Genomic DNA, 19118 nt, shown 5'->3' with positions numbered 1-19118 from the left:
CCATGAAGCAGAGGCGAGTCCAGGGCGCCAAGAGACGCGGCAAGGCCAGCTTTGGCGTCCATGGAATGGTGGAGCACATCCGTCAGGACGACGTTGGATGTTGCGCGCAGGGTAAGCACCTTTCGGTGATGCAGGCTGGCTGAATGCGACTCGCGCAAAAGCATCGTGATTACTGGCTGCGCAACCTGAAGCTGACGGCGGCCCTCTTGACGATCTGGTTCGTCGTCACCTTTGTCGTCAGCTACTTTGCCCGCGATCTTGGCGCCTTTACCGTCCTCGGCTTTCCCCTGGGTTTCTACATGGGCGCCCAGGGGGCACCGCTGATCTATGTGCTGATCATCTGGTGGTATGCACGCTACATGAACCACCTCGATCGTGAGTACGGTGTGAGCGAGGTGGATGGCGACGAGTGACGGTCTCAGGGCAGTTGTCGGCTGGCGTGTTGGCCGCGTCGCCGCTGCGGCCAACCGGGACTCGGCCGATCGTTACTACGATGATACCGCTTCACGCACAGCCGCCGCCAGCCTCTCGGCGGCTCTCAAGACCACGCTGGCGTCCTGGCCCTCGACCATTACGCGCAGCAGCGGTTCCGTTCCCGAGGCACGCAAGAGGACTCGACCGCAGCCATTCAGGTCGCTTTCGACTTCGCGCTGCACTGAGCTGATCAAGGGGTGCTCTTGCCAGGGGAAACCCTTGCTCAGGGCCACGTTGATCAACTTTTGCGGGTAGAGCTTCAAATCGCCAAGCAGTCGCTGCAGGTCGCCGCCCTCTTCGCGCAGAGCCGACAGCACCTGCAGGGCAGAGACGATGCCATCACCGGTGGTGTGCCTGTCGAGGCAGAGAATGTGACCGGAGTTCTCTCCGCCATACAGCCAGCCCTTCTGCTGCAGCATGTCCATCACGTAGCGGTCGCCGACGGCGGTGCGGACAAAGGGCACCTTGAACGCTGCCAGCGCATGTTCGAGGGCAAGGTTGGTCATCAATGTGCCGACGACACCGGCGACCGTGCCCTGGCGAAGACGGCTGCGGATGACGGCAAACAGCAGTTGGTCGCCGTCGTAGAGATTGCCTGCCGCGTCGACCATCATCACGCGGTCGGCGTCGCCGTCAAGCGCGATGCCGATGTCCGCACCCTGGGCGAGGACGGCTTCGCGCAGCGCCGCCGGTGCCGTCGCGCCGACCTCCTGGTTGATGTTCAGGCCGTTGGGATCGGCGCCGATGGTGGTCACTTCGGCGCCCAGTTCATGAAAGACATGCGGTGCGATGTGGTAAGCCGCGCCATTGGCACAGTCGACGACGATCTTCAACCCCCGCAAGTCATGCTCGAACGGAAAGGTGCCCTTGCAGAACTCGATGTAGCGACCGTCGGCGTCGTCGATCCGTCGCGCGCGTCCGAGACCGGCCGAAGGAACGCAGCTCAACGGTTCGTCCAGTGCCGCCTCTATCTCGGATTCGAGTTCGTCCGGCAGTTTGGTGCCGCGCGCCGAGAAGAACTTTATCCCGTTATCGTAGTATGGGTTGTGTGACGCGGAGATGACGATGCCCGCCTGCAAGCGCAGGGCACGGGTCAGATAGGCGATTGCCGGCGTTGGCATGGGTCCGACCAGACAGACATCGACGCCGGCTGCCGAGAATCCCGCCTCGAGGGCAGCTTCGAGCATGTAGCCTGAAATCCGGGTGTCCTTGCCGATCAGGACCGCCGGACGCTCACTTCCCTTGGCGTGATGGCGCCCGCTTTCGCGGGCGGCGAGCACCCGCCCCGTCGCATGGCCGAGACGCATAACGAAATCCGGCGTAATCGGGATTTCCCCGACACGCCCGCGCACGCCATCCGTACCAAAATACTTTCTCGTCACGATCTTTCTCTCCCCTGAGTCGCAGAGCAATGGCCGTCTGCCTGATGCTCGTTATTCTACGCAAACGCCGGGCATGGGGTTGAGAACAAACGCACGTGTCGTCAATCGGGGTCCAGGGCGGCCCGCACCGCCAGAGCATCGCGCGTCTCCTCGACGTCGTGAACGCGTACGATGTTTGCACCCCGCTGCACGGCCAGCACGGCGGCGGCGACACTGGCCGCGAGTCGACGGTCGACCGGACGCGAGGTGATGGCGCCAAGCATCGACTTGCGAGAGATGCCTGCCAGCAGAGGCAGGCCGGCAATCGACAACTGAGCGAAGTGGCGCAGGAGTTCCAGATTATGTTCCAGCGTCTTGCCAAAACCGAAACCGGGGTCGAGTATCAGACGATCTTTGGCGATTCCTGCTGCTCCAGCGACCGCCACACGGGATTCCAGGAAGGCTCGCACCGTGCTCACGACGCTGGTATATGCCGGTCCGTCCTGCATGCCAAGCGGGTCGCCTTGCATGTGCATCAGGCAGATCGCGCAGTCGCTGCGGGCGACCGCATCGAGCGCGCCAGGCATGCGCAGCGCGTAGATGTCGTTGATCATGGAGGCGCCGTGCGCCAATGCTTCGCGCATGACTTCAGGTTTGTAGGTGTCAACCGAAATCGGGATCCCGCAATCGCCAAGAGCCTCCAGGACCGGCATCAGGCGTCGTCGCTCCTCTTCGAGCGACGTCGGGGCGGCACCTGGGCGCGAAGACTCCGCGCCGATGTCCAGCAAATCGGCGCCTGCGTCAATTTGCTGGCGAGCCTGCCCGACAGCCCGATCAAGGTTGCCTGCCAGACCGTCGCCGGAGAAGGAGTCCGGGGTCAGATTGACAATGCCCATGACCAGTGGGCGGGTCAAGGGAAGCTCGAAAGCGCCGCAGCGCAGAATCGCCATGCAAGTCTTGTTGGCCGTTCACTGTCGCCGCGGCCGTGCGCTTCCTTCAGGCAGGAGCCGTGGCGCTCGGTGCGGCGTCGGGGGCGTTGTTGTCCGGCCTGCTCGAGGACCTGCTCTGCGGTTGCTTCGGTGGCCGCGGCGGCTTGCCGGCCATGATGTCGTCAATCTGATCGCTGTCTATGGTTTCGAGCTCGAGCAACGCCGTAGCCATGGCCTCGACCCGGCTACGGTTCTCTTCGAGGAGCCTGCGTGCCAGCGCATACTGCTCGTCGATGATTCGGCGAATCTCCGCGTCGACCTTCTCCATGGTCGCTTCGGACATGTTCTTGTGTGTGGTCACCGAACGACCAAGAAAGACCTCGCCTTCATTCTCGCCGTAGACCATCGGACCCAGTGCATCGGACATGCCATAGCGAGTGACCATGTCGCGGGCCATTTGCGTTGCCCGCTCGAAGTCGTTCGACGCCCCGGTGGTCATCTGGTTCATGAACAGTTCTTCCGCGATACGACCACCAAAAAGAACGGCTATCCGGCTCATCAGGTACACCCGGTCGTACGCGTAACGATCCTCTTCCGGCAACTGCATGGTCAGGCCTAGTGCCCGCCCGCGTGGGATGATCGTCACCTTGTGAACCGGATCGGATTTCGGCATCAGTTTGGCGACCACCGCATGACCGGATTCGTGGTAGGCCGTGTTGCGTCGCTCGTCTTCGTTCATGACCATGCTGCGTCGCTCGGCACCCATCATGATCTTGTCTTTGGCCTTCTCGAAGTCCTCCATGTCAACCAGGCGCTTGTTGCCGCGTGCGGCAAAGAGAGCGGCCTCATTGACCAGATTCGCAAGGTCGGCGCCGGAAAAACCGGGCGTACCGCGAGCGATGATGTCAGCCTTGACGTCGGGCGACAGCGGCACCTTGCGCATGTGGACGACGAGAATCTGCTCGCGACCGCGGATGTCTGGGAGTGGCACGACGACCTGGCGGTCGAAGCGCCCCGGACGCATCAGCGCCGGATCGAGGACGTCGGGACGGTTGGTGGCGGCGATCACGATGACTCCGACACTGCCTTCGAAGCCATCCATCTCAACCAGCATCTGGTTCAGTGTCTGCTCACGCTCGTCGTTTCCGCCGCCAAGACCAGCCCCACGCTGGCGGCCCACCGCATCGAGTTCGTCAATGAAGATGATGCACGGAGCGTGTTTCTTCGCGTTCTCGAACATGTCGCGAACACGGGCCGCGCCCACACCGACGAACATTTCCACGAAATCCGAACCGGAGATGGAAAAGAAAGGCACCTTGGCCTCGCCGGCGATTGCCTTGGCGAGCAGCGTCTTGCCGGTACCCGGGTTGCCGACGAGTAGCACGCCTTTCGGGATCCGGCCACCGAGCTTCTGGAATTTCGAGGGATCGCGCAGAAAATCGACGAGTTCGGACACTTCTTCCTTCGCCTCGTCGCAGCCCGCAACGTCGGCAAAGGTGATGGTGTTTGTCGATTCGTCGAGCAAACGCGCTTTGCTCTTGCCGAACGAGAAGGCGCCACCGCGGCCGCCGCCCTGCATCTGGCGCATGAAGAAGACCCAGACGCCGATCAGCAGCAGCATCGGGAACCAGCTGACGAAGATGCTCATCAGGAACGACTGCTCTTCTTCGGGCTTGGCTTCGATCTTGACGCCGTGCTTCAGCAGATCAGAGACCATCCACAGATCCGGCGGCGCGTAGCTGGTGAGCTTGCGGCCGTCGGTGGTCGTTGCTTTCAGCACGCGGCCCTCGATCACCACTTTGGCGATTGTTCCCTTGCCCACCTCCTCAATGAACTGCGAGTACTCCATTGACGACTGGGCTACCTGGCGCGTATTGAACTGGTTGAAAACCGTCATCAGCACGAGGCCGATTACCAGCCATATTGCCAGATTCTTGAACATGTTATTCAATGCTTCACCTCTTCTGCGTAGCCGGCGTCGGGACGTCTCCGGAAGCTTGACCATCTACCACGAAAACAGCATTCTAAACCGATTCAGGTGCGCTGAAGCAATCATGATCTCGGCACGCGGATCAGGTCTTCAGTGTCTTGCCCAGCAAGTAAATTTCCGGACTGCGGTCACGCGACGCATCCGGCTTGCGTGAGGCAACGCTCTTGAACGCTTTTCGCATCGCCGCGAGAAAATCGTCGAAACCATGCCCCTGGAAGACTTTGACCAGAAAAGCCCCTTCTGGTTTCAGCCACTTGCAAGCAAACTCCAGACCGAGTTCCGCCAGATGCATGCCCCGGGCCTGATCGCAAACCGCGATACCCGAGATATTGGGCGACATATCGGAAAGCACAAGCCCCACCTTCTTGCCGGCGAGTATGGTTTCCAAGCGACCGATGACGTCCGGTTCGCGGAAGTCGCCTTGTAGAAAGGTGACGTCTCGCAGGGGCTCCATCTCCAGCAGGTCCACCGCGATGACACGACCTCCGCCCTGCAGCCGCCTGGCCGCCACCTGCGACCAGCCGCCCGGGCTGGCGCCGAGGTCAACGATCACATCGCCCGAGCGCAGCAGATGATCCGTGTCGTCGATTGCCATCAGCTTGTACGCGGCACGCGAGCGGTAGCCTTCTGCGCGGGCGCGCTGTACGTAGGCGTCGCTGACATGTTCGCGCAACCACCTGTTGCTCGATGCGCTTCGATTCATTGGCCGAAACCCGCTAGAATGCGTTCCTCAAGAAAAAGGTGCCCAGCATGCTCACTCTCAGTTCCACCGAGCGCCGCAGTTTGCGCGCGCGCGCGCATTCGCTGCATCCGGTTGTGGCGATCAGCGACAAGGGCCTCTCCGAATCGGTCGTCAGGGAGATCAACGCCAGTCTGATCAGTCACGAGCTGATCAAGGTGCGCGTCCATAACGCTGACCGGCAAGTGCGCGAAGCGTTTCTCAACATGCTGTGTGAGCGCCTGCAGGCGGCGCCCGTACAGCATATCGGTAAACTGCTCGTGCTCTGGCGCCCGCAGCCCGCTGAACAGGTGCGCACTGTCCGACGCCATGCCGCACGCGCCGCGCCGCGCCTCAGCAAGCGTAGTTTCCAGGGGTCTGTGGAACGCTGAAGGATCGCGCAGCCGCTTCCCCGGGCTGACCAGGGCGTGCTTGCCTACTTGCTGCCTCGCCGGGAACTGAGCACGAGCAGCAATCCGAGCACGCTCTGAACGAGGTAGAGGATGCTCGACACGCCGTGCCATGTCGCGAAGCGATTACGCAATACACTTTCCATGACTTCCCGTGGTAGCGCGTCTGCCTTCAGTTGGGCGAGCAGCGGCTGGACGCCGAAGAGGCTGACTGCGCCGAGCACCAGCATCAACACCACCAGCCAGAACGTCCAGCGGCGCAGGGCGGCCATACCTGCGCGCAGGAGCATGTAGAGCAACAGGTACGCCGCGCAGCCCAGCCCAAGCCAGCCGATCAATTCGAACAGCTTGCCGGCGAGCCCGCCCGCCAACTGGCGGTCGGCGCTCAGCGCGGCGAACAGCGTCGGCGCCACCAGGTAGCCGATCGTCCACAAGCCCCCGACCCACAGCGTCAGCACTACGTCGTACAGGGCGTCGGTAAGGCGTCGCATCGCGAGGCCTACTCGTAGCGCACGTTGAGGACTTCGTATTCGCGAACACCGCCGGGCGCCTGGACCTCGGCGATATCGCCGGCAAATTTGCCGATCAGCGCCCGCGCGATTGGCGAATTGATCGAAATCTTGCCCGCCTTGATGTCGGCCTCATCTTCGCCGACGATCTGGTAACTCACGCGAGAGCCGGATTCCTGATCCTCGAGTTCGAGTGTCGCTCCGAAAACGCAACGGCCATCGGCGTCGAGCAGTTTCGGGTCGATGATCTGGGCATTGGCCAGCTTGCTCTCGACCTCCTTGATGCGTCCCTCGACAAAGCCCTGCCTTTCCTTGGCCGCATCGTACTCGGCGTTTTCGGAGAGGTCGCCATGGGAGCGTGCCTCGGCAATCGCCGCGATCGCGCGCGGGCGCTCGACAGTCTTCAGATGATGCAGTTCGGCTCGGAGTTTTTCCGCGCCATGGACGGTAAGGGGTATCTTGCTCATATCATTCGCGGCCAGCGGCACGCCATCGAAACCCCGGAAAGGGCCGCCGATGCGCGTCGGGGAGGTTAATCAGCTCAGTTGTGCGTGCAAGTCCTGTAGCGGGTAAACGACCAGCTCGCCGCGATTCCTGATCCCGGCTGTGGCGGCTTCGGCACCCCAGATCGTCGTGTAGATCGTCACACGTGCCGCCAGACCGGATGTCCGGATCGAGCGCGAATCGCTGATTGCCTTGCGCTTCTCGTCCACGGTGTTGATGATCAGGACAATCTCGTGGTTCTTGATCATGTCGACCACGTGCGGGCGGCCTTCGGTCACTTTGTTCACCGCCGTGACGGTAATGCCCGCGGCGGCGATCGCCGCGGCCGTGCCACGTGTTGCCAGAATAGTGAAGCCGCTCGCTCGCAGATCCCTGGCAATAGCCACCGCCTTCGGCTTGTCGGATTCCTTGACGCTGATGAACACCTGTCCGGCAGTCGGCAAGCGCACGCTGGCTGCCATCTGGCTCTTGACGAAGGCTTCGGAAAAGCTCAGTCCGATGCCCATGACCTCGCCGGTTGACTTCATTTCGGGGCCCAGGATCGTATCGACGCCGCGAAACTTGACGAACGGGAAGACCGCTTCCTTGACCGAAAAATAGTGCGGAATGACTTCCCTGGAAAGGCCCTGGCTGGCCAGCGACTTGCCGACCATGCAGCGGGCCGCAATCTTTGCCAGTTGCAACCCGGTTGCCTTGGAGACAAAGGGTACCGTCCGCGAAGCACGGGGATTCACCTCGAGAACGAAAACGACGCCGCTCTGGATCGCGAACTGCACGTTCATCAGACCACAGACCTTCAGTCCCCTGGCCATCAGTCGCGTTTGCCGGCGCAGTTCGTCCTGCAACTCGGCCGACAGCGAATAGGGAGGCAGCGAACAGGCCGAATCACCGGAGTGAACGCCGGCCTGTTCGATGTGCTCCATGACTCCGCCGATGAGCACTTCCTCGCCATCCGACAGGGCATCCACGTCCACTTCGATGGCGTCGTTCAGAAAACGGTCGAGCAGGACCGGGGAATCGTTGGATACCTTGACCGCTTCGCGCATGTAGCGTTCGAGGTCACGCGGGTCATGGACGATCTCCATGGCACGACCGCCGAGTACGTACGACGGGCGAACGACCAGCGGGTAGCCGATTTCGGCGGCCAGCCGCAAGGCTTCCGGTTCGGTGCGTGCGGTGCGGTTGGCCGGCTGCCTGAGGCCCAGTTGCTGCAGGAGCTTCTGGAAGCGCTCGCGGTCCTCGGCAGCGTCGATCCTGTCCGGGCTGGTGCCGATGATCGGTACGCCGTTGGCTTCGAGGTCGCGCGCGAGTTTGAGCGGCGTCTGGCCGCCATACTGGACGATCACACCCACAGGTTTTTCGACGGCGACGATTTCCAGCACATCCTCGAGCGTCAGCGGCTCGAAGTAGAGGCGATCCGAGGTGTCGTAATCGGTCGACACGGTCTCGGGATTGCAGTTGACCATGATCGTCTCGTAGCCGTCTTCGCGCATCGCCAGCGCCGCATGCACGCAGCAGTAGTCGAATTCGATTCCCTGGCCAATCCGGTTCGGGCCGCCACCGAGGACCATGATCTTCTGGCGGTTGCTCGGGTTCGCTTCGCACTCTTCCTCGTAGGTCGAGTACATGTACGCGGTGTCCGTCGCAAACTCGGCGGCACAGGTGTCGACGCGCTTGTAGACCGGACGCACTCCCAGCTCGTGACGGCGTTCGCGCACCGCCGTCTGCGTTGTCCGCAGCAGCGTCGCCAGGCGCTTGTCGGAGAAGCCGGCACGCTTCAGGTGCCAGATTTCGTCGCGCGACAGGGAAGCGAGCGGCCGGCTACGGATTCGTTCGGCTTTCGTGTAGAGGTCTTCGATTTGAGCCAGGAACCACGGGTCGATCGCCGTCAGTCGCTGGATCTCGTCGAGGTGCATACCAATGCGGAAGGCGTCGGCGATGTACCAGAGTCGTTCCGGGCGCGCTTCGCTGAGCGCCATCTCGATTTCCTCGCGGTCGACACTGCGTTCGTCGAAGCCATCGACGCCCACTTCCAGGCCGCGCAGCGCCTTTTGCAGCGATTCCTGAAACGTACGCCCGATGGCCATGACTTCGCCGACGGATTTCATCTGCGTCGTCAGGCGCGAGTCGGCCTCCGGGAATTTCTCGAAGGCAAACCGGGGCACCTTGGTGACCACGTAGTCGATCGACGGCTCGAACGAGGCCGGCGTCTTGCCGCCGGTAATATCGTTGGCGAGTTCGTCCAGCGTATAGCCGACCGCCAGTTTGGCGGCCACCTTGGCAATCGGGAAACCGGTTGCCTTCGAGGCCAGCGCCGATGAGCGCGAGACGCGCGGATTCATCTCGATGACGATCATGCGCCCGTCGCTTGGGCAGATCGCAAACTGCACGTTCGAACCCCCGGTGTCGACGCCGATCTCACGCAACACCGCTACCGAGGCGTCGCGCATGATCTGGTATTCCTTGTCAGTCAGCGTCTGGGCCGGCGCGACGGTAATCGAATCGCCGGTATGGACGCCCATCGGGTCGAGGTTCTCGATTGAGCAGACGATGATGCAGTTGTCGTTCCTGTCGCGCACCACCTCCATCTCGAACTCCTTCCAGCCGATCAACGACTCCTCGATGAGCAGTTCACGGGTTGGACTGGCCTCGAGGCCGCGCTTGCAGATGTCGACAAACTCTTCCTGGTTGTAGGCAATGCCGCCACCCGAACCGCCCATCGTGAAGGAGGGACGAATGATCGCCGGATAGCCAATCATCGCCTGCACCTGCAGGGCTTCCTCCATCGAGTGCGCGGCGGCCGAGCGCGCCGACGCCAGACCGATGCCGGTCATCGCCGTCTTGAACTTCTCGCGGTCTTCGGCCTTGTCGATGGCCTGTCGGGTGGCGCCAATCATCTCGACGCCGAATTTTTCCAGCACTCCGTGGCGGGCCAGATCGAGGGCGCAGTTGAGTGCCGTCTGTCCACCCATGGTCGGCAGCAGTGCGTCAGGACGTTCGCGGGCGATGATCTTCTCGACGACTTTCCAGGTAATCGGTTCGATGTACGTTACGTCGGCCATTTCCGGATCGGTCATGATCGTCGCCGGGTTGGAGTTCACCAGGATCACCCGGTAGCCTTCCTCCAGCAGCGCCTTGCAGGCCTGCGCACCGGAGTAGTCGAACTCGCAGGCCTGGCCGATGACGATCGGGCCGGCACCGATGATGAGAATGCTCTTGATGTCTGTGCGCTTAGGCATGTTGCGCCTTCGTATCGTGCATCATCGTCACAAACCGATCGAACAGGTAGGCGATGTCGTGCGGTCCGGGGCTGGCTTCCGGGTGGCCCTGGAACGAAAAGGCCGGCAAGTCGCTGCGCGCAATGCCTTGCAGGGAGCCGTCGAACAGCGAGGCATGCGTCGCCAGCAGGTTGCCGGGCAGACTATCACTATCCACGGCAAAGCCGTGATTCTGGCTGGTGATCAGCACCTGGCCGGTCCGCAGGTCCTTGACCGGGTGGTTGGCTCCGTGGTGTCCGAATTTCATCTTCAGTGTCCGGGCACTGGAAGCCAGGGCCAGGAGTTGATGGCCGAGGCAGATGCCGAAGGTGGGGAGGCCGGCGGCGAGCAGTTCCCGGATCGCCGTGATGGCGTAGTCGCAGGGTTCGGGGTCGCCGGGGCCGTTGGACAGGAAGACGCCATCAGGCCGCCGGTCGAGCACCTCGGCTGCCGAGGTCTGTGCCGGTACGACCGTCAGCCTGCAGCCGCGGGCGGCAAGCATGCGCAGGATGTTGTGCTTGACGCCGAAGTCGTAGGCGACGACGTGCCATTGCGCCACAGGCACCGGGCGATAGCCGGTGAGGCTCCACTTGCCGGCGGACCACTCGTAGGGTGTGGCGGTGCTGACGACCTTGGCCAGATCCATCCCGGCAAGACCGGGGAAGGCGCGAGCCTCGGCGACAGCCCGCGTTTCATCGACTTCGCCGGCCATGAGACAACCCGCCTGCGCGCCTTTTTCACGCAGGATGCGGGTGAGCTTGCGTGTATCGATGCCGGCGATCGCGACAATGCCGTGCTTCTGCAGATAGCCTCCCAACGTTTCCTGCAAGCGCCAGCTCTCGGCGCGAATCGGCAGATCACGAATGACGAGTCCGGCGGCATGGTTGCCCCGCGACTCGAAGTCATCGGCGTTGCAACCGACGTTGCCGATGTGGGGATAGGTGAGGGTGACGATCTGGCGGCAGTAGGAGGGGTCGGTAAGTATCTCCTGGTAGCCGGTCATCGCCGTATTGAAAACGACCTCGCCGCTCGTGCTGCCTGCCGCCCCGATGGCCTGGCCACGAAAAATCGTGCCATCGGCGAGGGCGAGGATCGCAGGCGGGAGAGTGGGTAACAAGGACACGCAAGACTCCTGTTGGTACTGCTGATGAATGCGTTGCCGGTCCGGGCTTCAGATACGCAAAAGCGGGACGGGCGTACGGCCCTCCCGCTCGGATACTCGCAAGCCGCAGGATTATACCGGAGCGCACCCCGCTTTTGGGCAATTCCACGCTGCGCATCGACTTCGGGAAGAGGTCGATGGCGTCATCGCCAGCCGCTACCAGGCGTTCCAGACCCCTTGTTGCCGGCGCGCAAAGCGCTCGATCTCGGGCTTCAGGCGATCCATTTCCGTGGTCAGCGAGTCGACAATCCGGGTGCAGCGTGTCCAGTCAACCGTATGCGCGGACTCCTTGGCGGCGCTTTCGAGTTCGACCGCCATGCCGCGCGCCTTCTCGGCGTGAAAAATGGCCAGCAGGCTCTTCAGCGTATGGGCGGCCAGCGAAAGCTGTGCACCCTGCCGGCCGTTGAGGCTCGATCTGATCTGGGTCAGGTGGTGATTCCACTCATCGAGCAGCATCTGGGCCATGGTCAGCAACAGATCACGGTCGCCGAGGTCACGCGCTGCCGCTGCCAGATCGAGCGAGGTGGCTGTGAGCGTGATGCCGCTCGGAGGCGGCGCTCCCAGGTCAGCGCTGTCTGCTGGCGCCAGGCAGCGATCCATTGCCGCATACAGGTCCTGCGGCCTGATCGGCTTGGCCAGGTAATCGTTCATTCCCGCCTGCAGGCAGCGGTCTCGATCCCCTTCCATGGCGTTGGCTGTCATGGCAATGATGCGCACCGGCCGGATCTCGTCAGCCATCACCCAACTGCGCCTCATTTCGCGCGCCCGAATCGATTCCGTCGCTTCGATACCGCCCATGACCGGCATCTGCATGTCCATCAGAATCACATCGAAACGCTTCTGCTCGAACTGCTCGATCGCTTCGGCACCATTATTGGCCAGCGTCACCCGGTACGCACGCTTCTCGAGCAGACGCCGGGCCAGTTCCTGATTGACCGGATTGTCTTCGACCAGCAGGACCTCGATGGCGCGCGCGCGACTGTCCACCGGATCTGCAGGGAAGTCGAACGACGCGAGAAATGGCGTCGCATCGTCGGCGGTTCCCGACACGAGTCTCAGGGCTTCCAGCAGATCGTCGGCGGCGATCGGCTTGACGAGATGGGTGCCAACACCGAGCGCCCGCAGGCGGCCCAGGTCCTGGCGCTGCTGTTCGGTGGTCAGCAGAACGATCAGTTTTTCCGGACAACCGCCTCCCTGCCACGATGTGGCCAGCGCCAGCCCTCCGGGCGGCGGCACCAGCGCGTCGATCAGCACGAAGTCGAAGGCGGCACCGCCGGCCCGCGAGTGGTCGATGATCTTCACGGCCTGCGCTGGATCCTCGACCACCGATGGTTCGATCCCATACTTCTGCAACGTTGCAGCGAGTTGCGCCGCGACGATGGGATGCTGTTCGAGCAGCAAAGCGCGCTGACCGGCGAACGACCGGCTAGTGGGTGCAGCGACGGCTGTCGGCTCGGCCGCAAAACGGCTGGTAAAGTGGAAACACGAACTCTGGCCCTCGACACTCTCGACCCCTAGTAGTTCGTTCCGTTAAAACATATACATATTAGGCTATGGCGAGATCGAACTTCTTCCAACGAAAGACGACTGGGGCCGCGTTCATCTCGTCGACCCCTTGGCGGATGCGTGTCTTGAGTTCGTCTAGAGAACTGACGCGGATATGTCGCAAGAAGGTGCGAGCCATCTTCGAGAAGGCGCACTCGATGAGGTTGAGCCACGAGCCGTGTTTGGGGGTGTGGACATACTCGAAGCGCCCAGGACGCGTCGCAAGGAACGCCCGGGTTTCCTTCGAGATGTGTGCCGAATGATTGTCGAGGACGAGACGAACAAGCGCCTCTGGAGGATAGTGGGCGTCGATGTCCTTGAGCAACTCAATGAATTCAGCGCTACGGTGCCGATCCTCGACTCGCTCGAAGATATGACCGGAGTGCAGATCGATGCCAGCCAGAATCGAGACGGTGCCATGGCGAACGTACTCGTAATCGCGCCCGAGGGTGGCCGCCTTGTCAGGCACCGGGGGCAAGTCCGGCGCCGTCAGACCCAGCGCCTGAACACCTGGCTTCTCGTCGACGCTCACGGTGTAGATCGGATTGGGACGCGCATCATGAACAGCCCCCTCCCGGTACAAAGCCACATCCTGATAAACCATCAGAACCTCTTGCATCTTCCGGTCGAAATCCGGGTCACGCCGCTCCAGGTAATAGCGGATCTTGTGCGGCTTGATCTGCCGCTCGTTGAGAATCCGCCAGACGGTACTCTTGCCCGCTTGCGCCAAACGCGGATGGCCGGCCTCCTCGGCATGGCTCGAGACAAATTCCGCCAACGCCGAAATCGACCACACTTCCGCTGCCCGTCCATGATCTTTCGGTTTGGTACACGCCAAACTGACGACCCAGGCCTTGGCCTCCTCGCCAATCTCAGGCTCATGCGGGCGATGATAGGCATCCTTCAGCCCAGCCGCCACACCATCGGCCAGGGCTTTGTCGATACACTTGTACACCGTCGTACGTCCGACTCCCACTCGGCGCATGACTTCAGTAATCGACCGGTTCTCCACGTACGCCAGGAGAATCTTCGCCCTCTCGGCTTCACGTACCGGCGCCGTTCTCGACCGGGCCAGATCCCCGAGCATCTCCTCTTCCGCCGCCGTCAAGGCCAGTGCCGCCCGACTCGTCTTTCCCGACATGACCACACCTCACGCACAAACGTCTTGAAATCATCTCAGTATCGCCGAATCTTCATGTTTATTGTTGAAACGAACTACTAGTCGGCCGCCCATCATTTGCACCAGATGGCGGCAGATCGTCAGGCCCAGTCCGGTGCCACCGAAACGTCGCGTCGTCGAATCGTCGCCCTGGGAAAACGCTTCAAAAATGGCGGCCTGCCGGTCAAGCGGTATGCCGATGCCGGTATCGCGAACGCTGAAGCGCAGGATGACTGACCCGCCGGCGCTTTCCTCGACCTCGACGGCCACGGCGATCTCGCCACGTTCGGTGAACTTGATGGCATTGCCGATCAGATTGGCGAGCACCTGCCGCAGCCGCGCGGGATCGCCGATCAATCTCCCGGGTACCGCGTCCGCCACCGCGACGATGAGCTCCAGTCCCTTGGCGTGCGCCATCAGCGCCTGCGCGCGCGCGACGTCATAGACCAGGTTCGACAAGGAGAATGGCACTTCCTCGAAGCGCAGCTTGCCGGCCTCGATCTTGGAGAAGTCGAGAATGTCGTTCACGATCGCGAGCAAGGACTCCGCCGAGGATTTGACCGTCTTCAGATAGTGGCGCTGCTCGGCGTCAAGCCGCGTATCGAGCGCCAGATCGGTCATGCCGATGATCCCGTTCATTGGCGTGCGAATCTCGTGACTCATGTTCGCCAGGAAAGTGCCGCGGGCCCGGTTGGCCGCTTCGGCAGCCTCCTTGGCGACTACGGCGGCTTCTTCGGCCTGCTTGAAGTCGCTGATGTCGCGTTGCAGCAGCAGCATGCGCAGCGGCTCGGCGCGTTCGTTGCGGGCGACTATTCGCCCTTTGAGCAGCAGCCACTGCCAGCCGCCGGTCCGGGTGCGCAGACGGCACGTCGTCCGGAAGAAACCGCACCTGCCGAGTGCGTGAGCGGCAAGCGCCGTGTCGAAGGCCTTCAGGTCACCAGGGTGGGCCTGCGCACGCCAAGCGACGATGCTGTCGGGCAGTTCATCCTTGGCATAGCCGAGGAGCGTCTTCCAGCGCCGGCCGGCGACGATCCGCCCGTCCTGCAGATGCCAATCGGAAAAGGCGTCACCCGACAGCGCGCTGTGCGCGCTGCGCTCGCTGACATACTGTTCGAGCAGGCGGTTGGCCGCTTCCAGCACGTGCGTCAGCGGCGCCGCGAGTTCGGGGGCACGGCTGGCCAGCGTCGACATCAACAGGTCCAGTTCACGCTCGCCGGCACCGCCAAGTGCCCCGGCAAGCTTTCTGGCAAGCGACGCGGTCTTCACTCCTAGTGCTCGCGGATGCGCTTCGGCCGGTGGTCAGCGCAGGCCGAGTACGTCCTGCATGTCGAAGAGGCCGTGCGACCGGTCGGAGAGAAAGCGCGCCGCGCGCAGACTGCCCAGCGCATAGGGCATGCGGCTGCCGGCCTTGTGACCGATCTCGACGCGCTCACCGACACCGCAGAACATTACCTGGTGATCGCCGACGATGTCGCCCCCACGAATGGTCGAGAAGCCGATGGTCGACGCCGGTCGCTCGCCGGTGACGCCCTCGCGACCGTAGATGGCACACTGGCCGAGGTCCCGGCCGAGGGCGTGCGCGACCACCTCACCCATGCGCAGTGCCGTCCCGGAGGGAGCGTCGATCTTGTGCCGGTGGTGTGCTTCGACGACCTCGACGTCGTAGCCATCGCTCATGATGCGGGAGGCCAGGTCGAGCAGCTTGAAGACGACATTGACGCCGACACTCATGTTTGGGGCGAAGACGATCGGGATGTCCTGCGCCGCGTTCGCAATGGCCGCCTTGCCGCTTGCCGCGAAGCCGGTGGTACCGATGACCATGCCGACGCCGTGGCGGCGGCAAGCTTCGAGGTGTCTGAGGGTGCCCTCGGGACGGGTGAAATCGATCAGGCAGGTGGAGCCGAGGATTCCCGCATCGAGATCGCTGTCCACCAGGACGCCGCAAGGCATGCCGACGAGTTCGCCAGCATCCTTCCCCAGCACTGCCGAGTCGGGCTGGTCGATGGCAGCCGTCAGCAGCGCTTCCGCGTCCTGCAGCGTTGCTTCGATCAGCATGCGTCCCATGCGGCCGCCAGCGCCGGCAATCGCAATTTTCATTCGCTTCATGTCAGAGCCCCACGCTTTCCAGCATCCTGCCAAAGAAACCCCGCTCGTCGGCCGGGGGCAGCGTAGCGCTGCCGTCGGTCGGCAGCGAACTCAGGTCGATCTCCCGCTTCCGCGACTCGGATGCGCTGGGTTGGTCGGTCGGCTGCGCCGGCGTCACGTCGCCGGCGACCCGCGTCAGCTTGCCCTCGGCATCGAAAAACACCGAAAAGCGGCGTGTCTCGACCTCTCCGGTGCGCCCCTTCTGCAGCCAGAAGAAGTAATCCCAGCGATTGGCATGGAACATGTCCGCCAATACAGGTGTGCCGAGTATGAAGCGCACCTGATCCATCGAAAGCCCGGGGCGCAACTGCGAAACCATTTCCTGGCTCAGGACATTGCCCTGCTGCACATCGATCCGGTACTCCTTGACGATGCGAGGTATCGACGAGCACGCAGACAGCATGCAGAGGACGATGGCGGCGCTGGCGAGTCTCGGGAGGATCATGTTCTGGTCGGAGCATGGTAAGGGATCAATAAGCCACGCGCGCTGAAGGTCGCGAGCCCGTGCCGGCTGCCGGATCGAAGGTGGCGCCGAGGGAAAGCTGGCGCCGATTCCGCGTAGCCGCCGACGAAGGTATATCATAACCGAAAATGCCACCCTTCCTTCGCCGCCGATCAAGGTAAGCCGATGAGCAATTCCGAAGACCTCAAGAGCATGGGGTTGAAAGCCACCCTGCCTCGCCTCAAGATCCTCGCCCTGTTCGAGAAGACCGAGGTTCGTCATCTCACCGCAGAGGACGTCTATCGCTTGCTGCTCGCGGAAAACCTTGACGTTGGGCTGGCAACCGTTTACCGCGTGCTCACCCAGTTCGAACAGGCAGGATTGCTCGAGCGCCACTACTTCGAATCGGGCAAGGCTGTTTTCGAGTTGAGTGCGGGACAGCACCATGATCATCTGGTCTGTATCGACTGTGGTCGCGTCGAGGAGTTCTACGATGCCGAGATCGAGCGCCGGCAAACGCGCATCGCCAAGGAGCGCGGCTTCCTCATTCGCGAGCATGCCCTTTATCTTTACGCCGAATGTACCAAGGCCAACTGCCCGCACCGCGGCACCGCATTCAGGAACGCCAGCGAGCGCAAGGTCGTGCCTGGCAACTGATTCTGCCTGCGGTTTGCGAGGCCGGCCGCTCGGCGTCGGGTGGGTCTGGGCGCTCGGCGCCGCCGCCCGGCATCAGTAAGGCCTGCCCGCCCGGGAGACAAACAGCTCGGGATTGACCATTGCGCCATTGAGAATGACGCTCCAGTGGAGGTGAGGTCCGGTCGCTCTGCCGGTCATTCCCGACGCGCCCAACGGCTGGCCCTTGACTACGGCCTCGCCGGGCAGGACGTCGATGCGATCGAGGTGGCAGTACATGCTGATCAGGCCGTTGCCATGATCGACGAAGACCGTCCTGCCGTTGAAGAAGTAGTCGTCAGCGGCAAGTACCGTGCCGTGGGCATTCGCCCTGACGGCAGCGCCGCGTGGGACGGCGATGTCGAATCCGGCGTGCGGCGCGCGTGGCTCGCCATTGAAGAATCGGCGGACGCCGAAACGCCCGGTCAGTCGCCCCTCCGCCGGCAGGACGAAGCTCGTATCGGTATCGGCGGCCTCGCGCCAGTGACGCTTCAGGCGCTGGATGGCGGCAACTTCGCCCTCGACCCGCGCCAGGTCGCCGGGCGACAACTGCACCTTGCTGCTGTCCTTCATCGTGATGCGCTGTTCCGGGTAGTCCTTCGCGCTGACCACGAAACGCACGCTGTGAGATTCTCCGGCCGCCTCCACGCGAAGCTCGTGCGCACCGGGGGGAGTGTCGAGGGCGAGGCCGGCGACGGCAACCCACTGGCCGCCATCGGCGGCGACCAGAACCTGCTGCTCGCCGAGCCAGGCACGCGGCTTGCCGTCGCCGGCGGCTAGCGGGCCAAGGGGAATCAGTGCCACGCCGCCGGGGACGCTGGCTGCCCTGGGCAGGCTGGCGAGTGCCAAAGACGGCAGCAGCAGGGCGAACAGCACGCTTCGGTGCCAGGAAGCGATGGCGGACAGGCTCGGCATGGTCCTGCTTCCTCAGAGCGCTGCGGTGTTGAAGGTGTCGCACTGGCGGATGTCGCCGCTGTCCATGCCGCGCCTGAACCAGCGCACGCGCTGCTCCGAGGAACCGTGGGTGAACGATTCCGGCACCACCTGGCCGCGCGTCTGCCGTTGCAGCCGATCGTCGCCGATCGCGGCGGCGGCCGTCAGTGCCTGCTCGGCCTCGCCAGGCTCGAGCATCTTCTGCATGCTGTCGGCGCGGTGGCCCCAGACGCCGGCGAAACAGTCGGCCTGCAGTTCGAGTCGCACCGACAGCGCATTCGCTGCCGCCTTGTTGCCGCTGCGCTGCTGCGCCGCGTGCACCTTGTCGGAGATGCCGAGCAGGTTCTGGACGTGATGACCGACTTCGTGCGCGATCACATAGGCCTGGGCAAACTCGCCGGGTGCGTGGAAGCGTTCCCTGAGGTCGCGGTAAAAGGCCAGGTCGATATAGACCTTCTGGTCGCCCGGGCAATAGAAGGGGCCCATCGCCGTCTGGCCCGTTCCGCATGCCGTCGGTGTTGCGCCGGAGAACAGGACCAGTTTCGGTTCCTGGTAGCGGCGCCCGACCTCGCTGAACACCGCGTGCCACGTCGTCTCGGTGCTGCCGAGCACCTTGGCGACGAAGGTCGCCATGTCATCATCGGCGGGCGGCTTGTGGGCCGGTCGGCTCGCTGCCGGCTGGCCGCCAGTGTTCGACGCCAGCCCGAGGATCACCGCCGGGTCGATCCCGAAGAAATAGCCGGCGGCCAGGGCGATCACCAGCGTGCCGATACCGACGCTGCCGCGCCCGATGCCGCCACCGCCGCCCCTTCTGTCCTCGATGTTCTGACTCTCGCTCTGATCCTCGATACGCATGGTGTGTCCCCACTGCATGTTTTCAATGCCCCAGATGTTAAGCATTAACGGAA

General features: G+C 63.0%; 19 protein-coding genes. 4 read left to right on the top strand and 15 right to left on the bottom strand.

Translation table 11 applies throughout. From position 1 onward, the window contains the following. Positions 1 to 2: 2 nt before the first annotated feature. Both CAP2UW1_RS25775 and CAP2UW1_RS18615 read left to right on the top strand, forming a co-directional pair. Positions 3 to 143: a hypothetical protein gene (locus CAP2UW1_RS25775; RefSeq protein ID WP_015768169.1), complete on the top strand. Its 141-nt coding sequence runs from the start codon at positions 3 to 5 to the stop codon at positions 141 to 143. After that, positions 144 to 413, top strand: coding sequence for a DUF4212 domain-containing protein (locus CAP2UW1_RS18615; RefSeq protein ID WP_015768168.1), 270 nt, complete (start codon positions 144 to 146; stop codon positions 411 to 413). Between the two features lie 75 nt (positions 414 to 488). Here CAP2UW1_RS18615 and glmM read toward each other — a convergent pair whose 3' ends face one another. From glmM to CAP2UW1_RS18595, 4 genes are all read right to left on the bottom strand, one after another. After that, positions 489 to 1856, bottom strand: a complete 1368-nt coding sequence (gene glmM / locus CAP2UW1_RS18610) for a phosphoglucosamine mutase (RefSeq protein ID WP_015768167.1) — start codon at positions 1854 to 1856, stop codon at positions 489 to 491. Between the two features lie 101 nt (positions 1857 to 1957). Next, complete coding sequence (gene folP, locus CAP2UW1_RS18605) at positions 1958 to 2785, bottom strand: dihydropteroate synthase (protein ID WP_015768166.1); 828 nt, start codon at positions 2783 to 2785, stop codon at positions 1958 to 1960. 46 nt (positions 2786 to 2831) lie between these two features. After that, a complete protein-coding gene (ftsH, locus tag CAP2UW1_RS18600; RefSeq protein ID WP_041567922.1) occupies positions 2832 to 4715 on the bottom strand; it encodes an ATP-dependent zinc metalloprotease FtsH in 1884 nt (627 codons plus the stop codon). Between the two features lie 121 nt (positions 4716 to 4836). Beyond that, positions 4837 to 5457: an RlmE family RNA methyltransferase gene (locus CAP2UW1_RS18595; protein WP_015768164.1), complete on the bottom strand. Its 621-nt coding sequence runs from the start codon at positions 5455 to 5457 to the stop codon at positions 4837 to 4839. 47 nt (positions 5458 to 5504) lie between these two features. On the opposite strand from CAP2UW1_RS18595, the gene CAP2UW1_RS18590 reads away from it, so the two are divergent. Beyond that, on the top strand, positions 5505 to 5864 hold the full coding sequence (locus CAP2UW1_RS18590) for a YhbY family RNA-binding protein (protein ID WP_015768163.1): 360 nt from the start codon (positions 5505 to 5507) through the stop codon (positions 5862 to 5864). A gap of 44 nt (positions 5865 to 5908) precedes the next feature. Here the strand turns inward: CAP2UW1_RS18590 and CAP2UW1_RS18585 are convergent, their stop codons facing one another. The 9 genes from CAP2UW1_RS18585 to CAP2UW1_RS18545 form a co-directional block, all read right to left on the bottom strand. Further along, positions 5909 to 6373: a DUF4149 domain-containing protein gene (locus tag CAP2UW1_RS18585; protein WP_015768162.1), complete on the bottom strand. Its 465-nt coding sequence runs from the start codon at positions 6371 to 6373 to the stop codon at positions 5909 to 5911. Between the two features lie 8 nt (positions 6374 to 6381). Continuing rightward, positions 6382 to 6858 carry a transcription elongation factor GreA gene (greA, locus tag CAP2UW1_RS18580; RefSeq protein WP_015768161.1) on the bottom strand — a complete coding sequence of 159 codons (477 nt, stop codon included), beginning with the start codon at positions 6856 to 6858 and terminating at the stop codon, positions 6382 to 6384. A gap of 69 nt (positions 6859 to 6927) precedes the next feature. Continuing rightward, entirely contained in the window at positions 6928 to 10134 is a 3207-nt protein-coding gene (carB, locus tag CAP2UW1_RS18575; RefSeq protein ID WP_015768160.1) for a carbamoyl-phosphate synthase large subunit, read from the bottom strand. After that, entirely contained in the window at positions 10127 to 11269 is a 1143-nt protein-coding gene (gene carA, locus CAP2UW1_RS18570; RefSeq protein ID WP_041568709.1) for a glutamine-hydrolyzing carbamoyl-phosphate synthase small subunit, read from the bottom strand. The genes carB and carA overlap by 8 nt, the downstream gene beginning before the upstream one ends. 201 nt (positions 11270 to 11470) lie before the next feature. Beyond that, on the bottom strand, positions 11471 to 12715 hold the full coding sequence (locus tag CAP2UW1_RS18565; protein ID WP_049778610.1) for a response regulator: 1245 nt from the start codon (positions 12713 to 12715) through the stop codon (positions 11471 to 11473). A 145-nt stretch (positions 12716 to 12860) separates the two neighbouring features. Then, on the bottom strand, positions 12861 to 14000 hold the full coding sequence (locus CAP2UW1_RS18560) for an IS630 family transposase (protein WP_015768158.1): 1140 nt from the start codon (positions 13998 to 14000) through the stop codon (positions 12861 to 12863). 30 nt (positions 14001 to 14030) lie between these two features. Beyond that, positions 14031 to 15284 (bottom strand): PAS domain-containing hybrid sensor histidine kinase/response regulator, encoded by a 1254-nt coding sequence (locus CAP2UW1_RS18555; protein WP_049778609.1) that lies wholly within the window; start codon positions 15282 to 15284, stop codon positions 14031 to 14033. A 33-nt stretch (positions 15285 to 15317) separates the two neighbouring features. Continuing rightward, complete coding sequence (gene dapB / locus CAP2UW1_RS18550) at positions 15318 to 16124, bottom strand: 4-hydroxy-tetrahydrodipicolinate reductase (protein WP_015768157.1); 807 nt, start codon at positions 16122 to 16124, stop codon at positions 15318 to 15320. Position 16125: 1 nt separating this feature from the next. Then, on the bottom strand, positions 16126 to 16608 hold the full coding sequence (locus CAP2UW1_RS18545; RefSeq protein WP_015768156.1) for an outer membrane protein assembly factor BamE: 483 nt from the start codon (positions 16606 to 16608) through the stop codon (positions 16126 to 16128). Positions 16609 to 16791: 183 nt separating this feature from the next. Between CAP2UW1_RS18545 and fur the strand changes: the two genes are divergently transcribed. Then, positions 16792 to 17262, top strand: coding sequence for a ferric iron uptake transcriptional regulator (gene fur / locus CAP2UW1_RS18540; RefSeq protein WP_015768155.1), 471 nt, complete (start codon positions 16792 to 16794; stop codon positions 17260 to 17262). Between the two features lie 72 nt (positions 17263 to 17334). Here the strand turns inward: fur and CAP2UW1_RS18535 are convergent, their stop codons facing one another. Together CAP2UW1_RS18535 and ypfJ are read right to left on the bottom strand one after the other, a co-directional pair. Beyond that, positions 17335 to 18192 carry a peptidoglycan DD-metalloendopeptidase family protein gene (locus CAP2UW1_RS18535; protein WP_015768154.1) on the bottom strand — a complete coding sequence of 286 codons (858 nt, stop codon included), beginning with the start codon at positions 18190 to 18192 and terminating at the stop codon, positions 17335 to 17337. Positions 18193 to 18204: 12 nt separating this feature from the next. Continuing rightward, positions 18205 to 19065, bottom strand: coding sequence for a KPN_02809 family neutral zinc metallopeptidase (gene ypfJ, locus CAP2UW1_RS18530; RefSeq protein ID WP_015768153.1), 861 nt, complete (start codon positions 19063 to 19065; stop codon positions 18205 to 18207). Positions 19066 to 19118 lie beyond the last annotated feature (53 nt).

This window comes from Candidatus Accumulibacter phosphatis (assembly GCF_000024165.1).
GTDB classification, from domain to species: Bacteria; Pseudomonadota; Gammaproteobacteria; order Burkholderiales; family Rhodocyclaceae; genus Accumulibacter; species Accumulibacter phosphatis.
Note: the sequence above shows the minus strand (reverse complement) of the source record. Positions and strands in the feature narration are given on the sequence as shown.